Origin of the sequence: Streptomyces sp. NEAU-YJ-81 (genome assembly GCF_017592595.1) — a bacterium.
In the GTDB taxonomy this organism is placed as follows: Bacteria; Actinomycetota; Actinomycetes; order Streptomycetales; family Streptomycetaceae; genus Streptomyces; species Streptomyces hygroscopicus_B.
This window is the reverse complement of sequence record NZ_JAGFNO010000005.1, coordinates 1-13877: the sequence shown is the minus strand read 5'-3', so window position 1 is coordinate 13877 and position 13877 is coordinate 1. Positions and strand designations below refer to the sequence as shown.

The window sequence follows — 13877 nt, the reverse complement described above, 5'->3', positions numbered from 1 at the left end:
GTTGACAGCGTCATCTGAAACGCTAACGTAGCCAAGGTGACAACGTCATCCGAAACTCAGAAGCTGATCGTCATCACCGGGGCCTCCACGGGCATGGGCGCGTCAGCCGCCCGCGAACTGGCACGTCAGGGATTCCACGTCCTGGCCGGCGTGCGACGCGACCATGACGCCGACGCCATCCGATCGACCGGCATCGAGCCGGTCATCCTCGACATCACGAACTCCGAGCAGGTGGCGGCACTCGCGGCGCGGGTCGCCCATGACCCGCGCGCACTGCACGCGCTCGTCAACAACGCCGGTGTCCAGGTGAACGCCCCGGTCGAAGCCCTGCCGATGGCCCAGTGGCGGCAGGCGTTCGAGGTCAACCTGTTCGGCCACATCGCCGTCACTCAGGCGCTCCTGCCCGCACTGCTGCGCAGCAAGGGTCGCGTGATCAACATCAGCTCGATCGGCGGCAAGGTCGCCATGGCCACCTACGGCGCCTACGCCGGTGCGAAGTTCGCCCTGGAGGCGGTCAGCGACTCACTCCGCCGGGAGGTCGCGCCGCTGGGCGTACAGGTGGTCGTCGTCGAGCCCGGCGGCGTCCGCACGGAGATGGCCACCCGCGGGATCGCGGCCGCGAACCACCTGGCCGCCCAGATGACGCCGGACCAGGACGAGCGCTACGGCAGCCTGGTCCAGGCGACCAACACGCTGATGGCCTCGGGCACCGCATCCGGCCTGACCGCCGACGCCGCCGCCCGGGTCATCGCGAAGGCCGTGACGACCCGCAGACCGCGCACCCGCTACACCGCCGGCCGGGACGCCGCCCTGATCATGCGCCTGACCCGGATACTGACCGACCGCACGCTCGACCGGATCCTCGCCGTCAACCTGCGCCGCCACTACCCGAAGGGAGCCACGCCCGCCTACCGCGGCTGACAAACAACAGCCCTGAACGTCGGCCCGGTGGTGGGCATTCAGGCCTTGCCATGCACGGAAACGGCGTACTTCCCGTCGGTGTAAGGGTCGCGGGACCACGTCGCATACCTGGCTTCGAGGGTGAGTCCCGCCGCACGGCAGTGCGCGTCGTAGGCGTCCAGCGGGTAACCGCGGTCCAGGGCGAAACCCGCGACGAGACGGCCGGCCGGACGCACATGGGCCGCCGCCCCGGCCACCAGGGCCGGTTCCGTTCCCGGTGGGGTGAACAGGGGGACATTGCCCGCCAGCACCACGACATCGAACGACAACCCCAGGTCGAGGTCGACCAGATCCTGCTGATGCCAGCGGATCTCCGGGGCCAGCCGCCGGGCGGTGGCGAGCATCGACTCGTCGGTGTCCACGCCCGCCACGTCGATCCCGTGACGGGCCAGCTCTATGGCCACCCGGCCGGTGCCGCAACCCGCGTCGAGGACCGTGGTCGGCCGGAAGGAGCGGACCAGCGCGGCTTCACCGTGGATGTCCCCTCCTTCGGCGGCGATGCGGTCGAACCGCGACTGGTACTCGTCACCGTTCCACGTCATGCCGCCAGCGTGTCACACGGAGGTAGCCGGATGGAGTCCTGGTCTATACCAAGCACGCCTGTCCCAGTATTCTCATTCATGGCCAGTAGCACACCATCCCCCCACCCAGGTTGCGTGCTGGCGCGGGCGACACCCCCTGAACCTGCCCAAGCAGCCGGGTGACCTCCCGATTCACCGCCTCTAGGAGGATCACGGTGAAAGTTCGCACCAGAAGTTCGGCGATCATCGGCACCATCTGCCTCGTCGCTTCCCTCGCCCTGACCACGGCGTCCGCCGACGAGCCCGCCGCCCCACGGCAGGCAGCAGCGAAGGTGGCGCTCAAGAATGTGGCCACGGCCCAGAATCCGACCGCCGGCGCCGCCGGCCCCGGAGACACGGTCTGGATTGCCGAACGCCCAGGCACCGTAAGGGTTTTGGATGATCAGGGACTGGGCGCACCCGTCCTCGACATCTCCGACGAGACCACCACCGACGGTGAACGCGGCCTGCTGGGCATTGCGTTCGACAAGGAATTCGCGCACTTCTACATCTCGTTCACAAACCTCGAAGGCACCAGCACGGTGGACGAGTTCGCCATGCGGGACGGCAAGATCCAGCCGGACACCCGGCGCACCGTCCTCACCCAGACGCAGCCGTACTCGAACCACAACGGCGGCGACATCAAGTTCGGCCCCGACGGCTACCTCTACATCGCGTTGGGCGACGGGGGCGCGGGCGGCGACCCGCACGGCAACGGGCAGAACCTCGACACGCTGCTCGGCAAGCTCCTGCGGATCGACCCGAGCGGCGGCGAGCCGTACGCGATCCCGCCGGACAACCCGTTCGTGGACGACCCGAACGCGAAGGACGAAATCTGGGCGTACGGGCTGCGCAACCCGTGGCGGTTCTCCTTCGACGCGGACACGGGCGACCTGCTGATCGGTGACGTCGGCCAGAACGACTGGGAGGAGATCGACTGGGCCCCGGCGAACAGCAAGGGCGGCGAGAACTACGGCTGGTCCCAGATGGAGGGCACCCACCCCTTCCGTGGCGGCACGGAACCCGCGAACCACGTGCCGCCGATCCACGAGTACGACCGCACCAATCTGGGCTGCTCGGTGACCGGCGGCTACGTCTACCGAGGCAACGCGATCCCGGACCTCAAGGGTCAGTACGTGTTCAGCGACTACTGCGACGGCACCGTCCGCTCTCTGCAGATGGAGAACGGCAAGGTGACCGGCGTGAACGACCTCGGAGTCAACGGCGGCGAGGTCATCTCTTTCGTGCAGGGCGGCAGTGGCGAGCTGTACGTGCTCGCCATAGGTGGCAGCGTCTCCCGCATCGACCCGGTGTAACAACTACTGGAAGACGCCGCCGGGTGGCGAGTGCGGCCCTGGGCCGGGAGCCCCGTGTGAGGCTCCGGCCCGGGGGGGGGCGGGTCAGCCGGTGCCGGCCGTGGCTTCGGGTTCGGGGCGCAGGGCGGCGGTGGTGGCGGGGGCGGGGCTCTCGGTGCGGGTGACGGCGGAGACGGCCACCATGACCACGATATTGAGGACGAGGGCGATGATGCCGACGTTGAGGTCCTTCACCGCCTGCGGGAGCCCCGGCAGGAGGCTGCCCACCGTGACGTCGGAGAGGGTGACGACGGCGACCGTGGTGACTCCGACGACGATGCCCGCCGCTGCTCCCTGTTTGGTGACGAACTGCCGTGGCGCGAGGCTCGCCAGCAGTGCGGGGAAGAGCTGGGTGACCAGTGCGTAGCCCATGAGCAGCAGCGAGACGATCGAGCTGCCGCCGTTGAAGGTGAAGTAGAGGGAGATCAGGGCGAGGGCGGGGACGAGTAGCTGCGCGAGGCGGCCGATGTGCTGCTCGCTGGTGTGGGGCCGGGCGAGGCGGTAGACGTTCTTCGACAGGCAGGTCGCGGAGGTCATGAGCAGCAGGGATCCGGGGACCAGCGCGGTGAGCAGCCCGGCGCCACCGACGATGCCGACGAACCAGGAGGGAAAAGTGGCGGTGGTGATGCGCAGCAGGGACAGATCCGCGTCGGCGCCTTTGAGGCCGGGCACGACCAGGATGGCGGTGAAGCCGGCGAAGAAGACGAAGAGCAGGATGAGCTGGTAGAGCGGCATGAAGATGGCGTTGCGGCGGAAGACGCGTTCGTTCTGCGCGCTGTAGGCGGCGCTGAAGGTGTGTGGCCACATGTAGAAGCCGACCGCCGAGAGCAGCACGGTGGAGGCGAACCACGAGGCGCTCATGCCGCTGGAGGGCAGGGTGAGGAGCTGGGGGTGGGCCTTGTCCACCGCGTGGAACATCTCCCCGACGCCGCCGAAGTAGTGCATCGGCAGGTAGATGCCCAGGATGAGGACGACCGCGAGGATGGCGACGTCTTTGAGCACCGATGTCCAGGCCGAGCCGTGGATGCCCGAGATCGTCACATAGAGGGTCAGCGCCACTGTGCCGATCACGATGGCCCAGTGGGAGGAGACACGGCCGTCGGAGGCGACGGACACGATGATCCCCAGCCCTTTGAGCTGCAGCACGAGGTAGGGCACCATCGCGACGACTCCGACGAGGGCCACCAGCGCGCCGAGCAGCGGGCTGTCGAATTTGGCGACGAAGAAGTCGGACTGCGAGATCAGCCGGTGCTGCTTGGCGTAGCGCCACACGGCCGGGAGCAGCCAGTACGACAGAACGTAGGCCAGTGAGGCGTAACAGAGGATGTAGTACGCGGGCGCGCCCTTGCCGTAGGCCCATCCCGAGGCGCCCAGGAAGGTGAAGGTCGTGTAGATCTCGCCGGCCAGCAGCAGGAAGACGAAGACCGTCCCGAAGCCGCGGCCGCCCACCGACCACTGTTCGAGATCCATGGACCTGCCACGGCGGGCGCGCAGTCCCAGGCCCAGGGCCGCGAGCAGGAAGGCGAAGATGACGGCGAGAGCGATCATGAGCTCTGCTCCTCCCGGTTCGCCGGGTCCAGGTGGTAGATGACGGCCATGGTCGCCGAGATCAGCACGACCCACATGACCAGCCAGAAGAGATTGAACGGCATACCGAGGACGTAGGGCGTCACCCGGTTCGCGATGAAGATTCCCCCGAGGATCCCGAGGAACGGGATCACACCGAGCAGATGGATGGGTTTCACGTCGAGAACCTCCTGGGACGGGCCGTACTCCACGGGTGGGGCGACGCCGTCTGGGGCGGGTGGCACGTCCCACGCGGTGCGGTGGGGACGGGGCCGTCGGGACGCCGCGCATGGCGTAGGAGAGGCGGCGCCTCGGCGGATCGCCTACTGCTGGCCAGGGCCGCTGACCAGAGCTGCCGACCAGGGCCACGGCGGCAGGTGAGACGGGGCCGAAGCATTTTTCGCCATGCGGAATTTATTTTTCGATTGGCAGATGTATAGGTCCGCCACGAGGGCCTGTCAAGGCTTTTCACGTCCCCGCGCCGCTGGTCCGTCCGGACGTCGCCACCGTGCCGATGAGTCTGCCACCGAAGTACGGGACGTGCGGCGACGGCACCCGGGGTGAGTGGCGAGCAGAGGGTTGTTATTCCGCATTGCAGAAAATACTATCCACATCGCAGAAGTTCCTCGGCGCTCTGCCGGGCCCCTCCCGACTCTGCGAGGTCAGCGCATCTCCACACCAGGCACGCTCACCACCCAGGTCATGGCCGACGGCCGACGGCCCCGAGGAGGCCCGGCGCTCACCGGCGCTCAAAGGCCAAACGCAACACCATGACCCCTCGAGAAAGGAGATCCCATGGCACGCATGTTCCTGAACGGCCAGGCGATGGAGGGCGGCCCCTTCCATCACCACCTGCGCGGAGCCCCCCTCGTGGCCCGGACCCGCACCGCCCCCGGCTACCGCTTGTTCTCGATCCAGGACATCTGCCCCGGGCTGCTGCCCGACCCCGGTGTCGGCACCGCGGTGGAAGGCGAGGTCTACGACGTCCCCGACGAGGTGCTGCGCGACCACCTGTTGCCCACCGAACCGCCGGAGCTGGAGTTCGGGATCATCCGGCTCCAGGACGGTTCCTCGTCCTTCTCGATGCTCCTTCGCCGCGGCGAGCTGGAGAGGGGCGTTCACAAGGAGATCAGCGACTTCGGTGGCTGGCGTCCGTACCTGAAGAGCCTCGGCCGGGAGAACTGATGAAGAACCGACTTCCCCACACGGTCAACCTGTCGATCCTCTTCACCGAGCTGCCGCTGCTCGAGCGTCCGGCCGCCGCGAAGTCCGCGGGGTTCGACGCGGTCGAGTTCTGGTGGCCTTATGCGACGGCCGTGCCGACGGACGCGGAGGTCGATGCCTTCGTGCGGGCAGTGCGTTCCGCCGGCGTCCGCCTGACCGGCCTGAACTTCTTCGCCGGGGACATGCCCGGCGGCGACCGCGGTCTGGTGTCCTGGCCGGGCCGGGCGGCGGAGTTCCGCGACAACATCGACGTCACCGTGGCGATCGGCGAACAACTGGGATGCCGCTCGTTCAATGCGCTGTACGGCAACCGGGTCGACGGCGCCGCTCCGGCGGACCAGGACGACCTGGCGGTGGAGAACCTGGCGCTGGCGGCCAAGGCCGCCGAGCGCGTCGGCGGCACGGTCCTGCTGGAGCCGGTCAGCGGCGCCCCGGCGTATCCGCTGCTCACCGCGGCGGACGCACTCGCCGTCATCGACCGGGTGGCGGCCGAGTCCGGCAGCCGCAACCTCCGTCTCCTGGCCGACCTCTACCACCTGACCGTCAACGGCGACGACGTGGCCGGGGTGATCGCCACCCACGCCGGCCGCATCGGCCATGTCCAGATCGCCGACGCACCCGGGCGGGGCGCGCCCGGCACGGGACGGCTGGACCTCGACGGCCTGCTGCTGCGCCTCCAGGACGCGGGCTACGCCGACTGGGTGGGCCTGGAGTACAAGCCCGAGGGCCCGAGCGCGGACAGCTTCGCGTGGCTCCCATTCGAGCGGCGCGGCAGCGACCACCACGCCTGAGCCGGTGCCTGACCCGGTGCCTGACCCGCTGGTGCGGACCACCACGACGACCCGGACGACGCGAACGACACCGAACGACGCGAAGGAACCCACGATGAGCGCCACTTCCCGGAAGATCGCCTTCATCGGCCTGGGCATCATGGGCGGCCCGATGGCCGCCAACCTGGTGAAGGCCGGACACACCGTCACTGGCTACAACCGCGGCCGCGCGGCCGTGGACACCTTGACCGCGGCCGGTGGCCGGGGCGCCGACAGCATCGCCGAGGCGGTGCGCGAAGCCGAGGTCGTGATCACCATGGTCCCGGCCGACCCGCAGGTGAAGGAGGTCGTCCTCGGCGAGGGCGGCGTCCTGGAACACGCCGGGCCGGGCACCTTGCTGATCGACATGAGCAGCATCACCCCGCAGACCTCGCTGGAGGTGGACGCCGCCGCGCGGGACAAGGGTCTGCGTACGCTCGACGCCCCGGTGTCCGGCGGCGAGGCGGGCGCCATCGAGGGGGTGCTGTCCATCATGGTCGGCGGCGACCCGGACGACTTCGCCGCTGCCGGGCCGGTGTTCGAGGCACTGGGCACCACCATCGTGCACGTCGGCCCGCACGGGGCCGGGCAGACGGTCAAGGCCGCCAACCAGCTGATGGTCGCCATCCACCTGCAGGCCCTGGCCGAGGCCGTGGTCTTCCTGGAGAACGCCGACGTGGACCTGAAGGCGGCACTGGAGGTCCTGGGCGGGGGCCTGGCCGGCTCCACCGTGCTGGCCCGCAAGCGGCAGGCGGTGCTCGACCGCGATTTCAAGCCCGGCTTCCGTATCGACCTGCATCACAAGGACATGGGCATCGTCATCGACGCGGCACGGGCCGTGGGGGCGCCCCTGCCGGTCGGCGCCGTCGTCGCCCAACTGGTCGCCTCGGCCCGCGCCCACGGCGACGGCGGGCTCGACCACTCCGCCCTGCTGCGCGGCGTCGAGCGACTGGCCGGCCGCGCCACTCACTGAACCCACCCCCGATGTACCAATCGACAGGAGCATCCTCATGGCTCGAATGACCGCGGCCCAGGCGGCGGTGGAGATCCTCAAGCGTGAGGGAACCACCCATGTCTTCGGCCTGCCCGGTGCGGCGATCAATCCCTTCTACTCCGCGATGCGCACCAATGGCGGCCTCACCCATGTCCTCGCCCGGCATGTGGAGGGGGCCTCGCACATGGCCGAGGGCTACACCCGTGCGAAGGCCGGGAACATCGGGGTCTGCGTGGGCACCAGCGGCCCCGCGGGCACCGACATGATCACCGGTCTGTACTCGGCCGCGGCGGACTCGATCCCGATCCTGTGCATCACCGGCCAGGCACCGGTGGCCAAGCTGCACAAGGAGGACTTCCAGGCCGTCGACATCGCTTCCATCGCGGCGCCGCTGACCAAGATGGCGATGACCGTGCTGGAGCCCGCGCAGGTGCCCGGCGCGCTCCAGCAGGCGTTCCACCTCATGCGTTCCGGGCGGCCCGGTCCGGTGCTGATCGATCTGCCGATCGATGTCCAGATGACGGAGATCGAGTTCGACCTGGAGACGTACCAGCCGCTTCCGCTCCACCGGCCGGCCGCCACCCGGGCCCAGATCGACAAGGCCGTCGAACTGCTCCAGGCCGCCGAACGGCCGCTGATCGTCGCCGGCGGCGGCGTCATCAACGCCGACGCGGGCGAGCTGCTGGTGGAGTTCGCCCAGCTCACCGGGGTGCCGGTGGTGCCCACGCTGATGGGCTGGGGCACCATCCCCGACGACCACCCGCTCATGGCGGGCATGGTCGGTCTGCAGACCTCCCACCGCTACGGCAATGCCACCCTGCTGGAGTCCGACTTCGTCCTCGGGATCGGCAACCGCTGGGCGAACCGCCACACCGGCGGTCTCGACACGTACACCCGGGGCCGTACCTTCGTCCACGTCGACATCGAACCCACCCAGATCGGCCGGGTCTTCCCGCCCGACTACGGCATCGTCTCCGACGCCAGGGCCGCGCTGGAGCTCTTCGTCGAGGCGGCGAGGGAGCTGAAGGCCGCCGGAGCCCTCAGGGACCGCGCCGACTGGGCCGGAAGCTGCCGGCAGCGCAAGGCCACCCTGCTCCGCAGGACCCACTTCGACCAGGTGCCGGTCAAGCCACAGCGGGTCTACGAGGAGATGAACAAGGCGTTCGGGCGCGACACGCGCTACGTCTCCACGATCGGCCTTTCCCAGATCCAGGCAGCGCAGATGCTCCATGTCTACCGCCCCCGGCACTGGATCAACGCCGGCCAGGCCGGGCCGCTGGGCTGGACCGTGCCCGCCGCCCTGGGTGTCGCGACCGCCGATCCGGACGCCACCGTCGTCGCCCTCTCCGGCGACTACGACTTCCAGTTCATGATCGAGGAACTCGCCGTCGGCGCCCAGTTCCAGATCCCCTACCTCCACGTCGTCGTCAACAACGCCTACCTCGGTCTGATCCGCCAAGCGCAGCGCGGCTTCGACATGGACTACTGCGTCCAGCTTTCCTTCGACAATGTCAACGCCCCCGAGGTGGGCGGCTACGGCGTCGACCACGTCAAGGTCGCCGAAGGGCTGGGCTGCAAGGCCGTCCGGGTCTTCGAGCCCGACCGCATCGCGCCCGCCCTCGAAGAGGCCAAGAAGCTCATGGCCGAGCACCGGGTGCCGGTGGTCGTCGAGGTCATCCTCGAACGCGTCACCAACGTGTCCATGGGAACCGAACTCGACAACGTCACGGAGTTCGAGGAAGTGGCCACCGGCCCCCACCACGCCCCGACGGCACTCCGCGTGGCCCTCGGCTGACCTTCGGGAACAGGAGAGAGAACATGAGCGACTTCACCCAGCTTCCCGACCTCACCGCCCGCGCCCTGGGCGGCGGTGTCGTCGCGGCCAACGACGAGTTCTTCGCCGAGAAGGAAAACCTGCTGCGCCCCACGGCACCCGTGTTCCAGCCCCACACCTTCGGGCACAAGGGACAGCTCATGGACGGCTGGGAAACCCGGCGCCGCCGCCCCGAATACGAGGCGGGCGACCACGACTGGGCCGTCGTACGGCTCGGCGCGCCGGGCGTGATCCGCGGTGTCGTCGTCGACACGGCGCACTTCACCGGCAACTACCCGGAGTCGTGTTCGCTGGAGGCGTGTGCCGCCGAGGGCTATCCCACACCGGCCGAACTCGAAGAAGCCGCATGGGTTCCGATCGTTGCGCCGAGCCCCCTGAGCGGAGACACCCAACACCTCTTCGAGGTCGAGGCCGACCGGCGTTTCACACACGTCCGCCTCAACATCCACCCCGACGGCGGGGTGGCCCGGCTGCGTGTCCACGGCGAAGTGGTCCCGGACCCGCGGTTCCTCACCGGCTCCGCCTGGGACCTGGGCGCGGTGGAGAACGGCGGCCGCGTCGTCGACGCCAGTGACCGTTTCTACTCCCCGCCCAACAATGTGCTGTCCCCGGGGCTGCCCCGGGTGATGGGCGACGGATGGGAAACCCGCCGGCGCCGCGGTGGCGGCAACGACTGGATGATCGTCGAACTCGCCGTGCGCGGACACCTCACCCAAGCGGCCCTCGACACCTCGTACTTCATCGGAAACTCCCCGGGTTCGGCACGGCTGCGCGGCATCGACGCCGCGGTGGCGGACCCGGACGATCCCGGGGCCTGGTTCGACCTGCTGCCGCGCACCCGGCTGCAGCGGGACACCCGGCACCGCTTCCGTATCGACGCCTCCCGCCCGGTCAGCCACGTCAAGCTCGACATCTACCCCGACGGTGGCCTGGCGCGGCTCCGGCTCTTCGGCGAGCCCACTCCCGCCGGCCTCGCCACGCTCGGGCTGCGCTGGTTCGACCTGCTGCCCGCCGCTCAGGCGGTTCAGGTCCTGATCACCGAGTGCGGTGCGGCACCGGAACGGGCGCGGGACATCGTCGACAGGCGCCCGCTGACCGATCCGGACGGACTGGCCAAAGCGCTGGAGGAGTGCGAGCCGTTCATGGCCGACCGCGTACGCGACCTGGTGGCGACAGCACCCTGACCGCGCGGCGGACGAGGCCGGGCGGATCGGCGCCCGGCCCGGAAGGAGAGGAAAACGGGTGCGGGTACTGATCGCGGCGGACAAGTTCAAAGGGTCGCTGACCGCGGCTCAGGTGGCCGAACGGCTCACCGCGGGGCTCCGGCGGGCGGCTCCCCGGGCGTCGGTCGCGTCCGTACCGGTCGCCGACGGCGGTGACGGGACGGTGGACGCGGCGGTCGCGGCCGGGTTCGGCCGACGCGAGATATGCGTGACCGGACCTGTGGGCAAGCCGGTGACCGCCGCCTATGCCCTGCACAACGGCGCCGCGGTCGTCGAAATGGCCGAGGCGTCCGGGCTGCGGCACCTCCCGGCGGGCGTCTTCGCGCCGCTCACCGCCACGTCGTACGGCACCGGCGAAGTGCTGCGCGCCGCGCTGGACGCCGGGGCCCGTTCGATCGCCCTGGGTGTCGGCGGCAGTGCGACGACGGACGGCGGCGCGGGGATGCTGTCCGCGCTCGGCGCGCGGTTCCTGGAGGCGTCCGGCGCCTTGGTCGGCCCCGGCGGGGCGGCGCTGGCCCGGCTCGCGAAGGCCGACCTGTCCGGGCTTGATGCCCGGCTCGCGGAGGTGGACCTGGTGCTGGCGAGCGACGTCGACAACCCGCTGCTCGGGCCCAAGGGCGCGGCCGCGGTCTACGGGCCCCAAAAGGGCGCCTCCCCACAGGAGGTGGACATCCTCGAGGACGCCCTGCGCCACTACGCGCGAACGTGCGGAGCGCTCGGCACGGCCGCAGAACCCGGGGCCGGGGCGGCCGGCGGCCTCGGCTTCGGCGCCCTCACCGCACTGCGGGCGCGGTTTCGCCCTGGTGTGGAGGTGATGCTGGACCTGCTCGGTTTCGACGAGGCCCTGGCACGAGCGGACCTGGTGATCACCGGTGAGGGCTCCCTGGACACCCAGACCTTGCACGGCAAGGCACCGGCCGGTGTCGCCTCCCGGGCCCGCGCACGCGGCCTGCCCGTCGTCGCCGTCTGCGGCCGCTTGTCCCTGGACCCGGCCTCCTTGCAAGCCGTCGGCATCCACCGCGCCTACGCCCTGACCGAACTGGAGCCCGACATCCCCCGCTGCCTCGCACAGGCGGGGCCCCTGCTGGAGCGGGTGGCGGCGCGGGTAGCGAGGGACTTCCTGCTCGTCTGAAGCCGGCGCGGCCACATCGTGGCTTGTCCCGTGCCAGGCCGGGCCACCGACGAGGAGTACGCGGTCGAGCTCACCGGAGGTTGTGTGGGCGTTCCCCGGCCCGGGGCGACACGGGTCCGGGTCCTGATCGCGGAGCGTGGCACGGACCGTGGCCCGAGTACAGAATGTGCCAGGGGGGAGAAAGAAGGTGCCCCATGACCACGCACGCTCCCCACACCGGCCACTCCCACCAGCATGGAAGCGGCTGCGGCCACGTCGCGATCCCGCACGACGATCACACCGACTACGTCCACGACGGCCACCTGCACCGGGCACACAACGACCACGTCGACGAGTGCGAACCCAGTGGCCACACCGTCCACGAAGGCCACGACCACCAGCACCGCGCCGACTGCGGACATGTCGCCGTACCGCACGGCAATCATGTGGACTACCTCCACGACGGCCACCGCCACGCCCAGCACGAGGGTCACTGGGACGACCACTGACACACCCCTGGCCGACGCCACGATCACACACTCACGACCCTGCGCCGGGGGTTCCACACGTACGACCGATCGGGGGCGGGAAACGCCAGTGCGGCGCTTCCCGCCCGGGGCCCGTTCCCCACGTCCACCTCAGGCGCCCGCGCGGGCCACCTACTCCACGATGCGCAGCAGATAGGTGTCCATGATCCATCCATGCCGGTCACGCGCCTGCGCCCGCACCTGCCGGATCCGGTCGGACACCTCTCGCAGTGGCCCGGCGACCAGCAGCTCGTCGGGCGTGCCGAGGTAGGCGCCCCAGTAGATCCACACGTCGTCCCCCTCGACCTGGGTGAACGACTCGTGTGCGTCGAGCATCACCACGATGTCCCCGTCGTCGTTCTGACCCACGTCGGAGAGCCGGCGGGCCGGGGTGATGTGCACCGGCCGCCCCACCTGGTTCAGGGGAATGCGGTGCCGCGCGGCGAGCGAGGAGACGCTGCTGATGCCGGGGATGACCTCGACGCTCGCGGAGACGGAGCCGCGTGCCTCGATGTCGGCGAGGATCCCGAGTGTGCTGTCGTACAGCGACGGGTCGCCCCATACGAGGAACGCGCCGGTCTCGTCGGCCGTCATCTCCTCACGCAGCAGGCGCTCGAAGATGTCCGCGCGACGGGTGCGCCAGTCCTGGACGGCGGAGGTGTAGTCGCTCCGACCCATCGGACGCCGGTCCCGGCTCGGGTCGTCCACCTCCACCACCCGGTAGGGCGCCCGCGCGTGCTCGTCCAGCATGCGGTGGCGAAGGCCCGTGAGTGCGGACTTGTCGTCTCCCTTGCCGACGACGAAGAAGACGTCGGCGCTGCCCATCGCCTTCACCGCCCCGAGCGTCAGATGGTCGGGGTCCCCGGCTCCGATACCGATGACGAGAATCCGGCGTTGCTGCGTGGTCATGCGACGGCTCGCGATCAGTTGGTCGTACTCCTCGAGGGTCAGTGCGTGGCGGGCGCCACCGCCCGGCCCTCATCGGCCGTCGCGGGCTTGGGGTTCAGCAACCGCTCGGCGAGCTCACCGAACAGGAGACCGAAACCACCCCACAGGACGACCTGCATGGCCAGAGCGGACAACCGGAACCGCCACAGTACGGTGGCGGGGAAGTCCCCCGGCACCTCGTTGACCACGGGAAGGAAGGCATACGCCAGCCCGATCACCACGGCGAACGCGGCCACCGCGGCCACGGTCGCGTACCAGGTACCCAGCCTCGGGGCGAGCCGCTTGCCCAGAATGGTGGCGCCGACCGCGAGGAGCACACTGAGCAGCATCATCAGGAAGTACAACGTCGTGCGCTTGCCGATCGTGTCGCCGTTGCCGACCGCGGGCGGATTGGCCGGATACTTCAGGAACGGCACGACGTAGACCGCGAGCAGCGCGCAGCCGGACAGCAGCAGCGCGGTCGCCCGTGGGGTGAAACGGCCGACGCGGCCCAGGGCGACGCAGTACGCGAGGGCTGCGATACCGCCGAAGGCGATCCCGTAGACCAGAACACCGGTGGCCAGCCCGGCCGTGGACTGCACACCACGCGAGACCAGCTCGACCTCGTGCTCATGCGCGGGAGCGTGGGCCCCCTCGAAACTGATCGCGCGATCGACGCTCGGCTCACCGAGGAAGTAGGCGGCGACCAGGGCGAGCACACCGGCCCCCAGACCGGCGAGCATGCCCCGGACGAGCAGATTTCTTACCATTGCGGAGTTCATGAGTG

The 13877-nt window shown here is 69.8% G+C and carries 14 protein-coding genes; 9 read left to right on the top strand and 5 right to left on the bottom strand.

The features are described 5' to 3' along the window. The first annotated feature begins 36 nt into the window (after positions 1-36). Entirely contained in the window at positions 37-921 is an 885-nt protein-coding gene (locus J5X86_RS13650; protein WP_308124544.1) for an SDR family NAD(P)-dependent oxidoreductase, read from the top strand. 38 nt (positions 922-959) lie between these two features. Here the strand turns inward: J5X86_RS13650 and J5X86_RS13645 are convergent, their stop codons facing one another. Then, positions 960-1502 carry a class I SAM-dependent methyltransferase gene (locus J5X86_RS13645; protein ID WP_208517040.1) on the bottom strand — a complete coding sequence of 181 codons (543 nt, stop codon included), beginning with the start codon at positions 1500-1502 and terminating at the stop codon, positions 960-962. Positions 1503-1696: 194 nt separating this feature from the next. On the opposite strand from J5X86_RS13645, the gene J5X86_RS13640 reads away from it, so the two are divergent. Continuing rightward, the gene (locus J5X86_RS13640; RefSeq protein WP_208517039.1) at positions 1697-2836 is read left to right on the top strand and encodes a sorbosone dehydrogenase family protein; all 1140 of its coding nucleotides are present in this window, start codon (positions 1697-1699) and stop codon (positions 2834-2836) included. Between the two features lie 84 nt (positions 2837-2920). Here J5X86_RS13640 and J5X86_RS13635 read toward each other — a convergent pair whose 3' ends face one another. Next, entirely contained in the window at positions 2921-4423 is a 1503-nt protein-coding gene (locus tag J5X86_RS13635) for a sodium:solute symporter (protein ID WP_208517038.1), read from the bottom strand. Continuing rightward, a complete protein-coding gene (locus J5X86_RS13630; RefSeq protein WP_014059243.1) occupies positions 4420-4620 on the bottom strand; it encodes a DUF3311 domain-containing protein in 201 nt (66 codons plus the stop codon). Before J5X86_RS13630 ends, J5X86_RS13635 begins: the two co-directional genes overlap by 4 nt. A 616-nt stretch (positions 4621-5236) precedes the next feature. On the opposite strand from J5X86_RS13630, the gene J5X86_RS13625 reads away from it, so the two are divergent. From J5X86_RS13625 to J5X86_RS13595, 7 genes are all read left to right on the top strand, one after another. Further along, positions 5237-5626, top strand: a complete 390-nt coding sequence (locus J5X86_RS13625; protein ID WP_208517037.1) for a gamma-glutamylcyclotransferase — start codon at positions 5237-5239, stop codon at positions 5624-5626. Further along, on the top strand, positions 5626-6456 hold the full coding sequence (locus J5X86_RS13620; RefSeq protein ID WP_208517036.1) for a hydroxypyruvate isomerase family protein: 831 nt from the start codon (positions 5626-5628) through the stop codon (positions 6454-6456). The genes J5X86_RS13625 and J5X86_RS13620 overlap by 1 nt, the downstream gene beginning before the upstream one ends. A 4-nt stretch (positions 6457-6460) precedes the next feature. Continuing rightward, complete coding sequence (locus J5X86_RS13615; RefSeq protein ID WP_374229251.1) at positions 6461-7447, top strand: 2-hydroxy-3-oxopropionate reductase; 987 nt, start codon at positions 6461-6463, stop codon at positions 7445-7447. A gap of 37 nt (positions 7448-7484) precedes the next feature. Beyond that, positions 7485-9263 (top strand): glyoxylate carboligase, encoded by a 1779-nt coding sequence (gene gcl, locus J5X86_RS13610; protein WP_208517034.1) that lies wholly within the window; start codon positions 7485-7487, stop codon positions 9261-9263. A gap of 23 nt (positions 9264-9286) precedes the next feature. Continuing rightward, complete coding sequence (gene alc / locus J5X86_RS13605; RefSeq protein WP_208517033.1) at positions 9287-10486, top strand: allantoicase; 1200 nt, start codon at positions 9287-9289, stop codon at positions 10484-10486. 58 nt (positions 10487-10544) lie between these two features. After that, positions 10545-11657, top strand: coding sequence for a glycerate kinase (locus J5X86_RS13600; RefSeq protein WP_208517032.1), 1113 nt, complete (start codon positions 10545-10547; stop codon positions 11655-11657). Between the two features lie 194 nt (positions 11658-11851). Further along, positions 11852-12145 (top strand): hypothetical protein, encoded by a 294-nt coding sequence (locus J5X86_RS13595; RefSeq protein WP_208517031.1) that lies wholly within the window; start codon positions 11852-11854, stop codon positions 12143-12145. Positions 12146-12295: 150 nt separating this feature from the next. Here J5X86_RS13595 and cobF read toward each other — a convergent pair whose 3' ends face one another. Next, positions 12296-13072 (bottom strand): precorrin-6A synthase (deacetylating), encoded by a 777-nt coding sequence (gene cobF, locus J5X86_RS13590; protein WP_208517030.1) that lies wholly within the window; start codon positions 13070-13072, stop codon positions 12296-12298. Between the two features lie 38 nt (positions 13073-13110). After that, positions 13111-13872 carry a CbtA family protein gene (locus J5X86_RS13585; protein ID WP_208517494.1) on the bottom strand — a complete coding sequence of 254 codons (762 nt, stop codon included), beginning with the start codon at positions 13870-13872 and terminating at the stop codon, positions 13111-13113. Positions 13873-13877 lie beyond the last annotated feature (5 nt).

What these genes read in the sequence shown, in the direction of transcription:
- J5X86_RS13585 (WP_208517494.1), bottom strand. Translation starts at nt 13,872, where the DNA reads ATGAACTCCGCAATGGTAAGAAATCTGCTCGTCCGGGGCATGCTCGCC.
- gcl (WP_208517034.1), top strand. Translation starts at nt 7,485, where the DNA reads ATGGCTCGAATGACCGCGGCCCAGGCGGCGGTGGAGATCCTCAAGCGT.
- J5X86_RS13620 (WP_208517036.1), top strand. Translation starts at nt 5,626, where the DNA reads ATGAAGAACCGACTTCCCCACACGGTCAACCTGTCGATCCTCTTCACC.
- J5X86_RS13635 (WP_208517038.1), bottom strand. Translation starts at nt 4,423, where the DNA reads ATGATCGCTCTCGCCGTCATCTTCGCCTTCCTGCTCGCGGCCCTGGGC.
- J5X86_RS13645 (WP_208517040.1), bottom strand. Translation starts at nt 1,502, where the DNA reads ATGACGTGGAACGGTGACGAGTACCAGTCGCGGTTCGACCGCATCGCC.
- J5X86_RS13595 (WP_208517031.1), top strand. Translation starts at nt 11,852, where the DNA reads ATGACCACGCACGCTCCCCACACCGGCCACTCCCACCAGCATGGAAGC.
- J5X86_RS13625 (WP_208517037.1), top strand. Translation starts at nt 5,237, where the DNA reads ATGGCACGCATGTTCCTGAACGGCCAGGCGATGGAGGGCGGCCCCTTC.
- cobF (WP_208517030.1), bottom strand. Translation starts at nt 13,072, where the DNA reads ATGACCACGCAGCAACGCCGGATTCTCGTCATCGGTATCGGAGCCGGG.
- alc (WP_208517033.1), top strand. Translation starts at nt 9,287, where the DNA reads ATGAGCGACTTCACCCAGCTTCCCGACCTCACCGCCCGCGCCCTGGGC.